Consider the following 16,925-nt stretch of genomic DNA (forward strand, 5'->3'; position numbering starts at 1 on the left):
CGCCACGCTTTGAGCTTGTTGATCAGGCGTTCGACGGTGTTGCGGTCCTTGTACAGGTCCGCATCGTGGGTGACCGGCCGTCCGCCGCGCCGTCCCCTCTTCTTCCGGTTGGCCGCCTGGTCCTTCTTCTCCGGGATGACGGCCCTGATGCCGCGTTCGCGCAGGTGGGCACGGTTGGCGCGGGAGGAGTATGCCTTGTCGCCAGCCACCGCGTCGGGGCGGGTGCGGGGGCGGCCGGCCCGGCCGCGGACCCGGAGCTTGGCCAGGACCGGGACGAACTGGGGACTGTCGGCGGCCTGCCCCGGGGTGAGGGTGAAGGCCAGTGGGCGGCAGCGGCGGTCGGCTGCCACGTGGACCTTGCTGGTCAGCCCGCCGCGTGAGCGGCCCAGGGCGGCTGTTTTCAGCCGTGCCCGGCGTCGTTGGTGCAGGCGTCGGCGCTCGTCCCGGCGGGCGGTTTCGGCAGCATCGCCAGGTTCTGCGGAACATTGATCCTTTTGTTCCTTGCCGCGGCCCCCCTTTCCTCCGTCAGTGCCTTCTCCAGTGCTGCCAGCGTCTTGGCGTCCACCCTCATGCCGGCCGCGTCGTGATGCGCTCTCGCTGTGGTGGAGTCGACGCTGACCAAGGAAAGGTCCACCTGGTCCCGCCGTGCGGCCTCAGCGATCACCGCCTCCATCAGGGCCTGGAAGACGCCCGCGTCGCGCCACTGGCGGAACCGGTCGTAGACCGTGGACCAGTTCCCGAACTCCTCCGGGACCTCCCGCCACTGGGCTCCGGAGCGAAACCTCCAGATCACGCCCTCGAAGTGATCCCGCAGCCGGTGCGGATACGGGCCGTAGGTGCCTATCGGGAGCAGCGGCCCACCAACGCCCATTCGTCATCGCTCAGTTCACGCCTCGCCACACGAGTGTTCTACCAACCGAATGATCACGACCCCCACAGGCCATAGAACGCCGAGGACCGTGCCGCGGACGTGCTGGCGGACCCGCGTGGCGCTGCTCCTCCATCAGTCCGCAGTACGCCTCGGTCCGCTGTGGATCGTCGGCGCTTCGGGCGGAGGCGAAGCCGCAGAGCTCGCATCGGGTTGCCCGCGCTTGATGGCCGCATCCACCGCGGCACCGATGCGGCGCAGTGCCGCCAGCTCCTGAGGACCGAGATCATCGATCAGGTACTCGCGGACTGCGGCGACGTGTCCCGGCGCCGCTGCCACCACTACGTCGTAACCGGCCTCGGTCAGCGTCGCGGTGGTGCGCCTTCCGGAACCGGGGATCCGCTTCCGTGCGAGCAGTCCGCGCTTCTCAAGCCGACCGACGACATGGGACAGCCTCGACAGTGACGCCGCCGTTCGCGCGGCCAGGGCGCTCATCTGCATGGTGCGATCCGGCTGCTCGGAGAGGACCGAGAGCACCATGTACTCGAAGAAGGTCAGCTGAGCCTCGCGCTGCATGCGCGCATCCAGCGCGGCCGGCAGGCTGATCATGATCGCGGAGTTGGCCAGCCACGCCGCCAGCTCGTCGCCGTTCAGCCATCGCGTCTCGGCAACCGGACGGGTGGACGCCTCCGAGCCGGAGCCTTCGTCGGCACGAGCCGTCGCCTCGGATGTCGGCCCGTTCCGTGGTCGCCGACGGCGCCGGCCGTTCGTGTCATCTGCCGTCCTCGCCATGAGGACATCCTAGACCCACTTATTGACGCGTCAAGTTCGAAGGAGTAGAACTTGACGCGTCAAGTTCGCTCTGCGGTGCTGAGGCCCGCCCCACACGGAATGGACAACAGATGCAGTCCACGTCGCTCGGCAGGCTCGATGTCCCGCGCATCGGCCTGGGTGTCATGGGGATGTCGGCGTACTACACCGGCGCCGGCCGGGACGAAACCGAGTCGATCCGCACCATTCGTCGCGCCGTCGACCTCGGTGTCACCCATCTGGACACCGCCGAGGTGTACGGCCCCTACATCAACGAGGAACTGCTGGGTCGCGCGATCAAGGGCCGCCGGGACGAAGTCGTCCTCGCCACCAAGTTCGGCCTCATCTCCCACACCGGCCGGCCGGGCCCGGACAGCACCCCCGCCAACATTCACACGGCTGTCGACGGCTCACTGCGGCGGCTCGGAACCGACCGCATCGACCTCTACTACCAGCACCGGGTCGACCCCAACACTCCCATCGAGGAGACGGTGGGGGCGCTGAGCGAGCTGGTGGAGGCGGGCAAGGTCCTCCACATCGGACTGTCGGAGGCGGCAGCGGCGACCGTCCGCCGGGCCTATGCGGTCCATCCCGTGGCCGCTGTCCAGAGCGAGTACTCGCTGTGGACGCGGGACCCGGAGGTCGAGGTGTTGCCCACACTGCGCGAGCTCGGCATCGGACTGGTTCCCTACGCACCGCTGGGACACGGCTTTCTCACCGGTGACATCCGCACCCTGGACGGCTTGGACGCCGCCGACTGGCGTCGCTCCAACCCCCGGTTCACCGGCGACAACCTCACGCGCAACCTGCGCATCGTCGACCAGGTACGCGAGGTCGCCGACGAGGTCGGGGCCACGCCCGCGCAGGTCGCCCTGGCCTGGCTGCTCGCGCAAGGAGACGGCATCGCGCCCATTCCGGGGACGAAACGCATCGACCGCCTCAAGGAGAACAGCGCCGCCGACGGCATCCGACTCACCCCGGGCCATATCGCCCGCCTGAACAACCTCACACCGGCGTCCGGCGAACGCCATGCCGAGCCCGACATGGCCGCCGTCGACCAGTGAGAGAAGCGCGAACGCGCCGATTCGCCCCGCGCACCACACCACGTCTTGCTTCAGCGAAAGAAATGGAACACCACATCATGTCAAGCACTCTCATTCGGGTCGGCATCATCGGCGCGGACACGAAGGCGAGCTGGGCGGGCGCATCGCACATACCCGCGCTGGTGGCACAGCCCGACTTCCACCTGGCCGGTGTGGCGACGCGGCACGAGGAGAGCGCGCGCGGCGCTGCCGAGGCGTTCGGCGCCGAGCGTTGGTTCGCGGACCCCTACGTGCTCATCGGTGACCCTTCGGTCGACGTCGTCACCGTCGCGGTGAAGGTCCCGGCTCACCGCGAGCTCGTCCTGGCGGCCCTCGCGGCGAACAAGGCCGTGTACGCGGAGTCGCCGCTGGGCACGAGCGTCGCGCAGACGGAAGAGATGGCTGAGGCGGCCGGCTCACTGCACACCGCGATCGGCCTGCAGGGCCGGCTCAACCCCTCGGTACGCCGCGCGGCGGAGATCATCGCTGAGAGCCGGCTCGGGCGGCTGCTCTCGGCGCGAGTCGCCGCGACGACCTTCGGCAACGGCCCGGAGTCGGTGAGCGCGTACGAGTACTTCGACAAGGCAGCGTCCGGAGCCGGTTTCCTCACCATTGCCGCGGGCCACGTGCTGGATGTGGTCGAGGCCGTTCTCGGCGACGTCACCGAGATCGACGCCCGCACCGAACTCCTTTGGCCCCAGGTGAAGTTGGTAGACACCGGCGCGATATCTGTCCGCGAGGTCCCGGATCACCTCGACGCCATCGCCAAGACCTCCTCGGGGGCTCCGGTCGGGGTGCAGATCCTGGCGGGCGTGCCCGCCTCCGACGCCCACTTCAGTCTGGAAGTACGCGGATCGGAGGGCTGGCTGAAGCTGACGGGCGACCACCCCGCGGGCGTTCAGGTCGGCGACCTCGCCCTCTCGTCGAGCGTCGACTTCACCGCGCCCGACCGCCCGGTCGCCACCGGCGCGGGACCCACCGCCGCCGACATCTGGACGGGCGCTTCCATCAACGTCGGCGAGGTCTACGCCAGCCTGGCCCGCGACATCACGAACGGCACCCACCACACCCCGGGTTTCCAGCACGCCGCCCACAACAGCCGTCTCATCGCCCGAGTCGAACAAGCCGCCCGGACCGGCGTCCGGCACTGACGCCACCACACCTCGCGGCACCGTGCATTACTGCCGTGACGGATACGGCGACCGATCCGCGGGCACGGGCGGCCGACATAGGTTCGGACCCGCTGAAGGGTTCCTGAGGCCCACCCCCCGATCAGGGAGTCGTTGATGATGTCAGTCCCTCGTCGCCATGGCCCTCGCGGCGCTTCGCGGCAGGCTCACGGCGTATGACCACCTCCGCGCGCGCCGCTGTTCTCGAAGTGCAGGACGGGCCCTTCGATTTCCGCGACATCGAGATCGAGGACCCGCGGTCCGACGAGGTACTCGTTCGCATGGTCGCGACCGGAATATGCGCGACCGACGCTCACGTGCGGGCACAGCGAATGGCGACGCCGCTGCCGGTGGTGCTGGGGCACGAGGGAGGAGGAGTCGTCGAACGCGTGGGGGCCGCTGTCACCACCGTCGACCCCGGTGACCACGTCGTCCTCTCCTACCACTCGTGCGGCCGCTGCAAGCCGTGCATGTCCTCGCACGCGGCCTACTGCGACAACGTCTGGGCGGCCAACTTCGCAGGTGCCCGCCTGGACGGCTCGAACGGTCTCCACGTCGCCCACGGTGCTGAGCCGCACGGTCACTTCTTCGGCCAGTCCTCGTTCGCCACCCACGCCCTGACACACCAACGGAACACGATCAAGGTCCCCCGCGATCTGCCCCTCGACGTCATGGCTCCGCTGGGGTGCGGGCTGCAGACGGGCGCGGGGGCCGTACTCAAGGCCCTCGCCGTGCCGGCGGGAGCGTCCTTCGCGGTCTTCGGCGTGGGAGCGGTGGGCCTGGCGGCGGTCATGGCGGCACATGTCGCGGGTGCCACCACCATCGTCGCCGTCGACCCCGACGCCGGCCGCCTCGATCTGGCCCGCGATCTCGGAGCGACGCACCTCGTCGACCCCGGCCGGGTCGAAGATCTGACCGGCGCGCTCCGCGCCGTCGACGAACGCGGTCTGGAGTACGTCCTCGACACCAGCGGCCGCGCGGAGAACCTCGACGCCGGGGTCGGCGCCCTGGCACCGATGGGCCGATTCGGCTTCGTGGCGTTCCACGAAGGAGCGGGCGCCGTGCTCGACGCCGGCCGGCTCACGCTCGGCCAGTCGCTTCAGGGCATCATCCAGGGCGACGCCGTCTCGTCGCTCCTGATCAACGACCTTGCCCAGCTCTATCGAGCGGGCCGGTTCCCCATCGACCGACTGCTGTCCTTCTACGACTTCGCCGATATCAACACCGCGTTCGAGGATGCGGGCTCAGGCCGCGTCACCAAGGCGGTCCTTCGATTCACGTCACCGGGATAGACCACCCGTTCGACAGCTTCCCAAGAACACAGAAAGACGTCCCGCCGGTGTGCCAGAGCAGTCAGATACCCATCAGCGTCGAAGAAACCCCGAGCTTCTACGGGATCGACCACTATGGATTCCCCCGCGCGGGGGCGGACGACCCGTTGGACCCCGCGGGCTATTACCCCCCGTACTTCCAGAGCGAGCACTTCCAGAAGTACGGCTACCACGTGGAAGAACTGCGCGGCGGCTTCTACTGGGTCACCAGTGCCGGCTACGACACCGCATTCGTGGTGACCGAGGAGGGCGTGGTCGCGATCGACGCACCCCCGACGCTGGGCGAGAACATGCTGGCGGCGATCGAGGACGTCACCGACCGACCGGTGACCCACGTCATCTACAGCCACTGGCACGCCGATCACATCGGCGCGGCCTCCGTGTTCGGTCCCGACGTCGAGATCGTCGCCCACCGCATCACCAAGGAACTCCTGGAGCGCTTCCCCGACCCGAAGCGCCCCCTGCCCACGAGGACGTTCGACGACGAACTCGTCCTCGAAGTGGGCGGCGTGAGCCTGCAGCTCTCCTACAGGGGAGAGAACCACTGCCCCGGCAACATCTTCATCTACGCACCGCGGCAGAAGGTGCTCACGGCCGTCGACATCGTCAGTCCGGGAAGCGTCACGTTCATGCACTGCGACGCCTCGCAGAACATCTCCGGCTGGTACGAAGCTCAGTCCCAGATCCTCGAATACGACTTCGACTACTTCGTCGGCGGGCACCACATGCATTACGGCACCTACGAGCAGGTGAGGCTGTGCGTGGAGTACTTCACCGACGTGCTCGAGGGGGCGACTGCGGCGGTCGAGCGGTTCAGCCGCTCGGATGCGCTCGCCGACATCGTGACCGGCACCGGCTGGAACAGGATCTTCGTCGGTACCGAGAACTGGATCAGCTCCATGGCGAACTACACCACCCGCCACGTCCTCGAGAAGGAGACGAGCGACGGCCGGCTCTGGTGGGAACGGCTGGCAGGAGCCACCACCCAGACCAAGTACCACGCGTACACCGTGCTGGAATCGATCCGCCTCGAACGGCCCCGGCCCGATTACCGCCTGCGGGGCGAGAATCCTCCGGTCTTCCTGACCTGACACCGTTCTGAACGGTGCGAGCAAATGACCCTCGTATACGAGAAGGATCATCATGAAAGCCGTCGTCATCACCTCGTTCGGCGAACCCTCCGTGTTGCGGGTTGCGGAGGCTCCGCGACCGGTGCCGGGTCCGGGTCAGGTACTGGTGCGGGTTCACGCCGCCGGGGTGAACCCGGCGGAGATCCAGGCACGCGCCGGAGCGTTCCGCCTGCGTGCTCCCGCCATCATCGGATTCGAGTTCGCCGGCGTCGTCGAGGCGGTCGGCCCGGGCGTCGACGTGGGCGTGGTCGGCGACCGCGTCGCCGGGTGGCCGGACTCCGCCACCCAGGGCTCCTACGCCGAGTACACGGTCAGCAGCAACCTCGCGACGATCCCCGACGGCGTTTCCTTCGAGGAGGCCGCGGCTACTGTCATCGGCGCCGACAACGCGGCGAGGGCTCTCGGGCTTCTGAACATTCGCCCGGGTGAAACGCTCGTGGTCACCGGCGCGAGCGGTGCTCTGGGCGGCGCCGCCGTGCAGTTCGCGCGACAGCGCGGTGTGACGGTGATCGGCGTCGCCGGGACTGCCAACGCCGACTTCGTCAGGAGTCTCGGAGCGACCCCTGCCGCCCACGGCCCGGGCCTGGTCGATCGCATCCGTGCCGCCGCTCCGGGCGGGGTCGACGCAGCGCTCGACACCGCCGGCAAGGGGCTCCTTCCCGCCCTCGTCGATCTTCTCGGCGGCCCCGACCGGATCGTGACGCTCGCCGACCGCGATGCCGCACAACACGGCGTCGCATTCAGCCCCGGGGGCAGCGGGAACCGCAACCACCGCCCTGTCCAGGAAGCCCTGAATCTGATCGCCGCCGGCGCATGGACCGCACGCATCGGCCGGAGCTTCCCACTCGACGAGGCCGCGGACGCTCATCGCCTCGTCGCCACGGGCCACACCCACGGCAAAGTCATCCTCCTTCCCTGAATCGGCCGACCGGCCATTCAACCACGACAACAATCAATTGGAGAATCCGAAATGCCTGCAGTCCTCGTCCATGGTGTACCTGATACCCACCGGCTTTGGGACACCGTCCGTTCCCATCTTCAACGCGAAGATATTGTGACGATCGACCTCCCCGGGTTTGACGTACCCCTACCAGCGGGATTCACGTCGACGAAAGAAGAGTATCTCGATTGGCTTATTAAGAAGATCGAAGAAATCGGCGAACCCGTCGACCTGGTCGGTCATGATTGGGGGTCTCTGCTCACGGGCCGTCTCGCGTCTATCCGACCAGATCTGGTGCGGACATGGACAGGCATCAGCGGACCAATCGATCCGGAGTATCCGTGGCACTATCTTGCCAAGATCTGGCAAACGCCAGGCGAGGGCGAGCAATGGATGGCGGACCTCGACCTCGAGGCGTTCGCAGCAAGCCTCAACGAGGCGCAGATGCCGCGCGACGCGGCAAACGAATCGGTCCGGCATCTCGATGCCACTATGAGAGCAAGCATTCTCGCCCTTTACCGTTCGGCGATCGAGGTCGGGGCGGAGTGGAAGCCAGGTTTGAGCAACGTGACCGCACCAGCGCTAGTGATCTGGGGCCTGGACGATCCGTTTCTTCCTCACCGCTTCGCCGACGAGCTCGGTAATGCCACACGCGCACGTGCCGTCTTCAAGCTGCGCAGCTCGCACTGGCCGATGATAGAGCGTCCGGCCGATGTCGCGCGCGAACTCGAGGCCCACTGGGCTCACGTGTAAAACCTGCGCTTGGGTCACTCGGGCTCAAACCCCGCGGCCGCTACGCGAACGGCAATAATTGCTCGCTCGCCATGGTGAGCCCGAGTGCCCACCCATTTGTCCGGAAACGAAACATCGTGACGCAGCCCGGAGAGCGTTGCCGGGGCTGCACACGACAGGAGCATCCTAATGACGAATTCAGCAAATACCCGGATCGGCGTCGGCCTTATCGGGGCTAGTGCCGATCGGGGTTGGGGCGGAATTGCTCACGTCCCGGCGCTGCAGGCGCTCGACGCGTTCCAGATCCGCGCCGTCAGTACGACTCGTATGGAGAGCGCGAACGCGACCGCTCGTCGGCTGGGCGCCGATCTCGCCTTCGACACACATGAGGCTCTGGTCGTGCGACCGGAGGTCGACCTGGTGGTGGTTGCGGTCAAGGTGCCGGAGCACAAGCAGATTGTTTCCGACGCGCTGGCCGCGGGCAAAATGGTTTATTGCGAATGGCCGCTCGCAAGAAACCTATCGGAGGCCGAAGCGCTGGAGGGGTTTGCCCGCGAGCGGCGGCTGCGGACGGTTGTCGGGTTGCAGGGCGGCCTGCACCCGCCGATCCTCTTCCTTCGCGACCTCATCGCGCAAGGCGTGATTGGCAAGCCGCTCAGCACGAGCATCCGAGCGCACTTGACCGACGACATGTGGGTCGGCCGATATGACCCGCCGGTCGAGTACATGGCTCACGCAAAGCATGGCGCCACGCTTCTGAGCATCATGCTCGGCCACGGGCTCGAACCGCTTGCGCGCGTGCTCGGCACGTTCGAGAGTCTGTCCGCCGTCGTCGCCAATCAGCGCGGTGACGGCGTCCGCCTCTCCGATGGCGCGTCGCTGCCGAAGGAGGCGCCGGATGAGATCGTCGTCGCCGGCGTTCTCGAAGGCGGGATCGTCACTTCGCTGCACTACAGTGCCGGGCAGTCTGCCGGCTCGGCAATGGTATGGGAGATCCAGGGCACCGAGGGCAGTGTGCGTGTGGAGTCGGCGTCGGGCTACATCCATTTCACCGATTTCACCATCACGCTGCGCCGCGGCAGCGAGCCTGTCCAAGTGCTACAGGTCCCCCCCGCTTATGCGGCTCCCGACCTGCAACTCGACGCACCCGCAGCGGGGGTCGCCCGCCTCTACGCCCAGTTCGCCGCCGACCTCCGCGACGGAACCGCCGATGCGCCGGATTTCTCGGTCGCACTCGATCGCCACCGGGTACTCGAGGCGATCACACGGGCCGCTGAAACAGGTCATCGGCAGCATCTGTCCCGCCCCGACCGAATGAACTCCAATCTTTGACCCCGGGAGAGGCACTACCGCAGGACCCGAGGAGATGGCGATCCGCGAGCTAACCCTGACTTGATCACACAGAGCTGACCCGCACCGTGTCGAAGAACTCTGCCGACCAGCGGGACCTCGCCCTCCATCCCTCTTCTTCAATGCGGCGCCGACTGCGTCGCTCGCCCACCGCTTCCCCCCGCGCCGTGCAGCGCTCATCCGCATCGCCGAATCGTGCCCATGTGTGCCCCACGACGCGGGCTGCTCAGGTGGCATTCGACACCAGCTGGCCGCGAAGGCACAGCTGGCCCTCATAGCGGTATTGCAGGCGTGGCGTGGGCATGCCTGTGCGTCTTCGGTCGGGATGATCCTCGAAGAGCCCGACGATCAGGACTACGATCGAGCGCAGCGCGATTCGGGACATTTATCCGCGGAATCGCACACGCGGTTCAGGGACATTTAGGGTCGGTCACCCCCCACTGCCGGGACATCTGTCCGCGGAATTTACAGTGTGACGGGCGCCAGCCGAACTTCGAGGAGTCGATCCAGGGGATCCAGGTGCCGGGAAGTTGGCCGCCGCGGAACGCCCGGACGCGATCTTCGGCTACTCCGACCTGCTCGCGATCGCCGCCATGCGTTCGACGTCGGCCTGCACGTGCCGCACGACGTCGATGTCATCGGCATTGACGCATCGAAGAAGGACGACACGCACGGCCGTCGCTCAGCACCGTCTCCCTCGACCTCCGCTTCATCGCCCATGAAGCGATCGCCCGCATCATCGCACGCATCGAATCCCCGGACGCTCCAGCCCAGCAGATCGTCGCGCCCCACGCCCTCACACCCGGGAGAGCACTGCGGGATGACAAGTCATAGCCGCCGGAGGACGTCGGCGGCGCCCGGTAGCGTCTGTGACATGCTCCGCAGGCAGCGCATCGACGTGTTGGATGTCGCGCCGTTGAAATCGCCCGTCGCGTTCGTCGGGATCATGAGTGCGATCTCGGTGCTAGCGATGCTGATGATGGTGGCGCTCCTCACCGGCGCGATCGAGGACCTCAGCCGCTTCGGACCGACGCTCATCGACCTCGGCGGTGCGGCGGCGGACTCGCTCGGGTGGGGGCTGGGGATCTACGCCACCGTGCTGCTCGGTTTCTATGCGCGGATCATCGCCGCGGTCGACAAGGGGACTCCTGGGCAAGCGAGCGAGGCGCGTCGTTCTGTCGCGATGTACAGCATGCTGATCGCGTCGGTCCTGCTGTCGCCGGCGCTCGTGCTCGCTGTCATCGCCCGGGCCGTGGACACCGCGAGCCGCGGCGACCTGTTCGTGTTCCCGGCCGTGGCAGTCGGGGTCACGACGGTGTTGCTCAACCGCGGCACTGCCGACGCAGCCATCGCGGCTGCGAGGGCAGGCACTACACCTTCCCCGCCGCGCACATCGGGCCCAAGCCGCTCCAGCGCCCCCGGCCCCCGATCTACCTGTCCGGCTTCGCCCCGGCCTGCCGACGCCGGGCGGCCCGCCGCGCGGACGGCGTACTTCCCGTCGCGGTGCCCGTCCGGGGTTCCGCATTCGACCCCGCCACCGTGATCAACCAGCCGCTGCGGGAAGTCCGCGGCCTCGCCGAGGCCGAGGGCCGCGACCCGGCCGGCATCGACGCCATCCTGAGGATCAACCCCACCACCGAGTCAACCGTGCCGGAGATCGCGGACATCATCCTCCGTACGGGAGACGAGACGGACGTCGATCACGTCTTCGTCGACTTCGTCCACCTGGCCGACCAAGGCGTGGACCAGGCCCTGGAACTGCTGCGTCAGACGATGGAACCGTCCCGCTGAAAGCCGAGCCGCAAGACGGCGCGGTCCGCCCCGGGGGCCGCGTCATCGCGTCGGTCCCTCGCGCGCGGTTGAGGTGGCGGCATAGAGCCAACGGCGCAGGACGAGGGTCACAGCCGGCATCATCAGATACGTCATCAACGTACTGAAGCCGCGCCATCTTGAAGTGGCTGGTCAGGGTGCTGGTGTGATGTCGTTTCCGGGTGCTCGTGCTGGTCGTGGGCGGCGGTCTGGGGTGTAGATCATTTGGCAGGGGTGGGTTTGTGGATTCCCGTCCGTTGTCACGGGTGCCGCTCCTGCGCTCCGGCGCATGATGGACCCCGAGGTGTTGGAGCGGATCGCCGCGCGGCGTGCGGAGCTGGACGGACTCGAAGAGCAGTTGGTCAAGCAGTTGTCGGAGGTGCGGGTCGAGCGGGACGAGCTTGCCGTGGCCGAGCGGGTGTGGCAGCGGATGAGCGAGCAGCTCGCCAACGAGCGCACGGAGGCCGGATCGCCGGTGGTCCAGGTGGCGGGGCGGGCGGTGCGGCTGGTCCCGGACCGCGGGCCGGGGGTGGCGGAGTCCTCGCTGCCGGCGGAGTACCAGCGCATCCTGACCGGCGTGCGGCAGGCCGCCGGTCCGGTTGCCACCCGGGTCACAGGCTCTACTGGGCGCCCAAGGAGCTCTCGGCCCGGCTTGCGGCCTCGCGCCGGCTCTGGTCGGTGATGATGACCCCGATATGCACCACGACCGTCAAGCCCCAGCCGATGCCGGCTAACCACACCAGCCCGATCGTGGTATCCACAGTCGTGGCATCCAGAGAAGGAAGCCTTCCACTCGGGTCGTAGGCCACCAGCACCCGTTCCCCCTTGTGCTCGTCGGTGGTGTCTGTCCCCTCGGTGGCCAGCAGACTCCCCAGCGTCTCGGTGTGCCCGTCGTCGCAGACCAGCCTGCGAGAGGTACTGGTCCCTCCTCCACCGCCTGGGCCCCCTGGTCGTTTCTGGGAGTGCGCCTCGACCACGGTGCACATGTGACGTTCGGCAACCGAGTCGAAGAACGATATGTACGCGCCAGCGATCGTGCTGACGACGACGATGACGCCGATGTTCGATGCGAGTATGCCTCTCGGCTTCTTGCCGTGGTCGACGATGTGCGCGCCCACCATGAACGTGAGGGCGAGACAGCCCAGGTTGAGCCCGGCGAACAGCAGGTGGACGTGCACCGTCAGGTAGGCGACACCGACGAATGTCGCGGCGGTCAGCGGCGCTGCGCACGACGCGATCAGCAACCGCAGGTGGAATGGCCGCATGGTTCGAATATCACGATCGGCCACCCGTTTGTCCAGCCACGGGTACACGCGCTGCCTGAGCGTGAGCGGGACACACCGTCGCGATAGCGGATGCGGCCACACCTTCGGAGGCGGGTGGCCCGACGGCACCCATGCTTCGAGCAGCTCACCGCCGATCGGTCCACCTCACGATCCTGGTTCGAGAACACCTACTCACAGGTACGGGTAGGCGTTGCGCCACGCGATCGTCATGTAGGACGTGCCGGTGGCATCGGTCCCGGGGAGGACGAAGTCGTGCCGGCCGGCCTATGGGCAGGAGGAGGTCCTGCAACCGCGGGGAACCGCGGGTGATGGCCCCGGCGACTGACGCGCCGCTATTGCGCAGGACGGTCCGCGCCCACGGACGGGGGTCGATGGTGACGTACTGGCCTGTGCTCAGGGACAGACCAGAGAACGCCAGCTTCCAGCTACCGACCACCTGACACGCCGGGTTGCTGATCGGCCCATAGAAGCCGCGCCATCTTGAAGTGGCTGGTCAGGGTGCTGGTGTGATGTCGTTTCCGGGTGCTCGTGCTGGTCGTGGGAGGCGGTCTGGGGTGTAGATCATTTGGCCCCGGTGGCTTCGAGGTTGGTCAGCACGAGGAGGGCGCGCAGGAGGTGGGTGGCGCGGGCGAGGGCGGTGCGGAGTTTGGTGAGGATCCCCCAGTTCTTCAGGTGGGCGAAGCCGTGCTCGACCGGGGCGCGTCCGGCCGCGAGGATGCGATTCACCCAGTGCCGCGACCGAATCGGCTGTCCCGGACGCGGCGGCTGACGAGCCCGCTCGGAAAGCCAGTTCGACCCTGCCTTCGGTGAGCCGATCCAGGCTTGCGACGGCTCGTGCGAGCATCGCCGGATGGAGGGTGGCGGGGCGTGCCTCCAGCACCAGTCCGAGAGAGACCGTCGCCCCGGCGATCCAGGACGCCACAGTCGACGGTTCGAGATCGTCGCCGGCGGTTCCGGCCGGGATGACCAGCAAGTCCAGTCCCCACTGCTCGGCCAGGCCCGCCACTTCGACCAACCGGCCGGGTCCGCAGTCGGCGTCAGAGGGCAGGTGCAGCCCGAACCTCAGCGCGTGCCCGTAGTTCATAGCGCGTGGTGACAGGCCGAGTGTGCGTTCATGGGCCAAGGCTGCACGGCGATGATCACAGGCAACAAGCGGGACATGACCAGGTCAGCAAAAGTGACACGCTCCAGTATCGTGACCGTATGACCGGTCCTCGACAGCCCGATGATTCCTCCGCCACCGCGGGCCAGAGCCGCCCGGAAGCGGGCTACGAACACATCGACGACGACGTGTGCCGCAGTTTTCAGCGCTCGGTCGAGATCGTGGGCAAGAGGTGGAGCGCCGCGGTGCTCCTGGCGGCGATGCGGGGCGCGCGCCGATTCGTCGACTACCGAGCGCGGATCCCCGGAATCTCGAACCACCTTCTGTCCCAGCGTCTGCGTGAGCTCGAGGGCCACCGACTCATTGAGCGGCTCGTGGTACCGACGACGCCGGTCCAGATCACGTACCGGCCCACCGAACAAGGCGCCAGCCTGATGCGTGTCCTGCATCCGCTGATCGAATGGAGCGCCAAGAACGAGGACATGGACACCTGACGAGCTGGTCGCATGCCGCCCACGCACCCGATCCGTTGCGTACCGGGACCGGTGATCGCGCGGGCGGCCGCTCGCGGTGTGGCTTCAGCGGTACGGGGACAGGAACGGGTTACGGGACCAGGACGATCTTTCCCGTGGTGTGGCCGGCCATGATCTCGCGGTGGGCAGTGGCGGCCTCGCGCAGGGGGTAGCTGTCCGCGATCACGATGCGCAGTCGGCCTGCTGTCGCGGCTTCCGTGAGCTGCAGGCGGGCGGCTTGGCGGATCTCGGTGCCGGGATCCGCGCCCGGCACACCACCCAGGAGCTTGATTCCCACGCGAGCCCCGCGCTCGTGGCCCGCGATGGTGGCGATACGCAAGCGGTCCGGCACCAGCTCCACAGAGACGTCCACCGCCTCCTCGGTGCCCACGAGATCGGCAGCCGCGTGCACGCCCTCCGGCGCCACCGCGCGCACCCTGCCCGCCAGTCCCGGACCGTAGACGACCGGGATCGCTCCCAGCTCTCGCAGGAGGTCGTGCTTGCCCCGGCTCGCCGTGGCCACAACCGTCGCGCCGCGTGCCACCGCGAGCTGCACGGCCACGAGACCGACGCCCCCCGCGGCACCGTGGATCAGCACCGTCTCGCCCTTGCCCAAGCCGATCGCCTCAAGCGTGTGTACGGCGGTGACCCCGGCGGCCAGCAGCCCGCCGGCCTGCTCCCAGGACAGGGCGACAGGCTTCGGCACCACGGACGAGGCCGGCACCACTATGTCGGCGGCGTAGGCACCCGGCGCGGAGTAGGTGATCACTTCGTCACCCACCGCGATCGGACCCGCGGGGCCGATCGCGTCGGCACCGACCGCTGTCACCACGCCCGCCGCCTCGACACCGAGCCGCACCGGCAGTCTCTCCGGATCGACACCGAAGGCACTGCTGTACGACTTGTAGTCGAAGGGATTGACGCCGGCCGCGCGGACCTTGATCCGTACCTCGTTCGACCTCGGCTCCGGGACGGCGACATCGACCACCGACAGGACCTCAGGGCCGCCATATGCGCCTGCCACTACTGCAATCGTTTCGCTCACACGGGAGAACAACAGATGCGCGAGGTGCTCCATTCCTTCGGTCCAACGGGACCGATCACCCGTGTCAGGCACCATGCCGGAAGGCTGTTGTGAGGACGTGCACGCCCTGACCCGCACCGGCCGGAGCCACCCTTCCGTGGCCAGGGAGCCCGACCTGGACTGGCACACGGTGCGCACGTAGCGAAGCCCTCGGGGTAGACCAGGTGCCGGTGTTCCTGCTCTGTCGCTGCCGCGCCGGCGAAGCGGCGCCCCTCCGGATGTCCTGCACGATGACGTCGTCGATGAAGTGGTCCTCAAACTCGGCGTCGGTGAGCTCGCCGGTCATCCAGAGGTGTCGATCGCTTCCCAATCACCCCTGCCTCCTTCGACGCGCAGGGGCGCGGCACGGGGTTTCCCGCGCTCGCGCCGGTCAGTACCGGTGGTGACGTAGCCGCTGATCGCATACTGGCCATTTCTGATGTGGAGGGGGATCGGGACGGCGGGGACGACTGCCAGGTTCTCGTAGGCGGTATGGATGAGGTCACGGTAGCTGCGGCGGACGTCGCACCCCAGGTCGGACAGTCAGTTGATAAGGGTCTCGGCGGTCATGTCGAGGCTGGTGTGCGCCAGGGCCTGGTCCCCGCGGTGGTTCCGGTGAGCCGGGAGAGCCCCGCGTGCCAGTGTGTGACGTTGTAGGACGAATGACGACTACAAGGATCACCAGGTAGGCCACTGCTCCACCGAAGCCGGAACGGCGGCGCATCCACCGCTCGAACTGGCCGAGGTTCCCGCGAGCGGGTCGGGCCGGCACCCGAGGGGTCGGCATGTCCGATGGCTTGCTCGTCCCGGCCACTGGACCGCGGTAGCGAGCCAACTCTCGACCGTCAGGCGGGAGTCCAGCGCCCCACGGCACACAGCAGCCGGGCCGATCACAGATCCCCGCGACCAGTCTGCCGCCGGTCTTACCGCTCCGCACCTCGGCCCGGTCGCGTCGCTCAGAGTCTGGGCGCCACCCCGTGCGTGGACTCGTCCACGGGATACACGACAAGAGCGATCTTGCCGCACGGGCGTCCGCGTCCTTCGTCGACGGAGCCGCCCACCAAGAGGCTGTGGGCGTGGGCGACGTCGGCCAGCGGCAGCACGGCGCCCGATCACCGGCCGGCGTTCGTCATGGTCGACCAGGCGGCCGAGGGCCTCGAGTTTTGCCCGGCCGGGACTGACGAAGAGGAAATGGTAGGTCGCGTTCACGCCCCAATCGGCGAGAAGGTTCCGCGGCTCGGTAATGTCCACGATCGACACCACGCGGCCTCGGTCGGCCAGAACCAGCGGACTGCGGGTGAGGGTGTCCCGGCCCACCGTGCCCAACACGACGTCCACCTCGCCCAGGGCCTGCACCTGCGGCACATAGTCAGCAGCCGAGAAGTCGATCGTGACGTCCGCTCCCAGCCGGGAGACGACGTCGTGATCCCTCTCCCGCGCGGTGGTGACCACCTCAGCCCCCAGCGCACGTGCGACCTGGATGATAACCGAACCGACCCCGCCCGCGCCGCCGTGCACCAGGACCCGCTCCCCGGCCCGTTCGACCAGCGTCTCCCACGCCGTCACACCCACGAGAGCGAGACCGGCGGCCTCGACATGCGACAAGCGGGAGGGCTTGCGGGTGACCAGGGCCTGGTCGACCACGTGGACGGCGCGGCGGACGGCCGGTCACCCACGATGCGGACCTGTACAAGGACCGCAACACCGTCGAACGCCTGATCAACAAGCTCAAAGCGTGGCG

At 67.9% G+C, this 16,925-nt stretch carries 15 protein-coding genes and 4 pseudogenes; 12 read left to right on the forward strand and 7 right to left on the reverse strand.

Features of this window, described 5'->3' with window-relative positions; genetic code table 11:
- Both T328_RS35570 and T328_RS35575 read right to left on the reverse strand, forming a co-directional pair.
- Positions 1 to 900: pseudogene (locus T328_RS35570) on the reverse strand (transposase); the annotation flags it as partial.
- 103 nt (positions 901 to 1,003) lie between these two features.
- Positions 1,004 to 1,660, reverse strand: coding sequence for a MarR family winged helix-turn-helix transcriptional regulator (locus tag T328_RS35575; protein ID WP_496500410.1), 657 nt, complete (start codon positions 1,658 to 1,660; stop codon positions 1,004 to 1,006).
- Positions 1,661 to 1,770: 110 nt separating this feature from the next.
- Between T328_RS35575 and T328_RS35580 the strand changes: the two genes are divergently transcribed.
- The 10 genes from T328_RS35580 (at position 1,771) to T328_RS35625 (ending at position 11,903) form a co-directional block, all read left to right on the forward strand.
- On the forward strand, positions 1,771 to 2,742 hold the full coding sequence (locus T328_RS35580) for an aldo/keto reductase (RefSeq protein WP_496500411.1): 972 nt from the start codon (positions 1,771 to 1,773) through the stop codon (positions 2,740 to 2,742).
- A gap of 77 nt (positions 2,743 to 2,819) precedes the next feature.
- Positions 2,820 to 3,911, forward strand: coding sequence for a Gfo/Idh/MocA family protein (locus tag T328_RS35585; RefSeq protein WP_496500412.1), 1,092 nt, complete (start codon positions 2,820 to 2,822; stop codon positions 3,909 to 3,911).
- 194 nt (positions 3,912 to 4,105) lie between these two features.
- Positions 4,106 to 5,221: an NAD(P)-dependent alcohol dehydrogenase gene (locus T328_RS35590; protein ID WP_496500413.1), complete on the forward strand. Its 1,116-nt coding sequence runs from the start codon at positions 4,106 to 4,108 to the stop codon at positions 5,219 to 5,221.
- Between the two features lie 47 nt (positions 5,222 to 5,268).
- A complete protein-coding gene (locus T328_RS35595; protein WP_496500414.1) occupies positions 5,269 to 6,351 on the forward strand; it encodes an MBL fold metallo-hydrolase in 1,083 nt (360 codons plus the stop codon).
- Between the two features lie 52 nt (positions 6,352 to 6,403).
- Positions 6,404 to 7,309 (forward strand): NADP-dependent oxidoreductase, encoded by a 906-nt coding sequence (locus T328_RS35600; RefSeq protein WP_496500415.1) that lies wholly within the window; start codon positions 6,404 to 6,406, stop codon positions 7,307 to 7,309.
- Positions 7,310 to 7,360: 51 nt separating this feature from the next.
- Positions 7,361 to 8,083, forward strand: coding sequence for an alpha/beta fold hydrolase (locus T328_RS35605; RefSeq protein ID WP_496500416.1), 723 nt, complete (start codon positions 7,361 to 7,363; stop codon positions 8,081 to 8,083).
- Positions 8,084 to 8,251: 168 nt separating this feature from the next.
- Positions 8,252 to 9,394 carry a Gfo/Idh/MocA family protein gene (locus T328_RS35610; RefSeq protein WP_496500417.1) on the forward strand — a complete coding sequence of 381 codons (1,143 nt, stop codon included), beginning with the start codon at positions 8,252 to 8,254 and terminating at the stop codon, positions 9,392 to 9,394.
- A gap of 669 nt (positions 9,395 to 10,063) precedes the next feature.
- Complete coding sequence (locus T328_RS35615; protein ID WP_389202486.1) at positions 10,064 to 10,246, forward strand: substrate-binding domain-containing protein; 183 nt, start codon at positions 10,064 to 10,066, stop codon at positions 10,244 to 10,246.
- Positions 10,247 to 10,483: 237 nt separating this feature from the next.
- Positions 10,484 to 11,203 (forward strand): LLM class flavin-dependent oxidoreductase, encoded by a 720-nt coding sequence (locus T328_RS35620; protein ID WP_496500418.1) that lies wholly within the window; start codon positions 10,484 to 10,486, stop codon positions 11,201 to 11,203.
- 307 nt (positions 11,204 to 11,510) lie between these two features.
- A complete protein-coding gene (locus tag T328_RS35625; protein ID WP_496500419.1) occupies positions 11,511 to 11,903 on the forward strand; it encodes a hypothetical protein in 393 nt (130 codons plus the stop codon).
- Here T328_RS35625 and T328_RS35630 read toward each other — a convergent pair.
- The 3 genes and pseudogenes from T328_RS35630 to T328_RS35640 all read right to left on the reverse strand — a co-directional run.
- Positions 11,842 to 12,534 carry a hypothetical protein gene (locus T328_RS35630; protein WP_496500420.1) on the reverse strand — a complete coding sequence of 231 codons (693 nt, stop codon included), beginning with the start codon at positions 12,532 to 12,534 and terminating at the stop codon, positions 11,842 to 11,844. The genes T328_RS35625 and T328_RS35630 overlap by 62 nt on opposite strands.
- A gap of 534 nt (positions 12,535 to 13,068) precedes the next feature.
- A complete protein-coding gene (locus T328_RS35635) occupies positions 13,069 to 13,359 on the reverse strand; it encodes a transposase (protein ID WP_496500422.1) in 291 nt (96 codons plus the stop codon).
- A pseudogene (locus T328_RS35640) lies at positions 13,277 to 13,591 on the reverse strand (LLM class flavin-dependent oxidoreductase); the annotation flags it as partial. The gene T328_RS35635 and the pseudogene T328_RS35640, both read right to left, overlap by 83 nt.
- 119 nt (positions 13,592 to 13,710) lie before the next feature.
- Between T328_RS35640 and T328_RS35645 the strand changes: the two are divergent.
- Positions 13,711 to 14,103 (forward strand): winged helix-turn-helix transcriptional regulator, encoded by a 393-nt coding sequence (locus tag T328_RS35645; protein WP_496500421.1) that lies wholly within the window; start codon positions 13,711 to 13,713, stop codon positions 14,101 to 14,103.
- 109 nt (positions 14,104 to 14,212) lie between these two features.
- On the opposite strand, the gene T328_RS35650 is transcribed toward T328_RS35645, so the two are convergent.
- Complete coding sequence (locus T328_RS35650; protein ID WP_496500423.1) at positions 14,213 to 15,145, reverse strand: quinone oxidoreductase family protein; 933 nt, start codon at positions 15,143 to 15,145, stop codon at positions 14,213 to 14,215.
- A 995-nt stretch (positions 15,146 to 16,140) separates the two neighbouring features.
- Positions 16,141 to 16,831, reverse strand: a pseudogene (locus tag T328_RS35655) (zinc-binding dehydrogenase); the annotation flags it as partial.
- On the opposite strand from T328_RS35655, the pseudogene T328_RS35660 reads away from it, so the two are divergent.
- Positions 16,822 to 16,925 (forward strand): annotated as a pseudogene (locus tag T328_RS35660) (IS5/IS1182 family transposase); the annotation flags it as partial. The pseudogenes T328_RS35655 and T328_RS35660 overlap by 10 nt on opposite strands.

This window comes from Streptomyces sp. CNX435 (assembly GCF_059570575.1).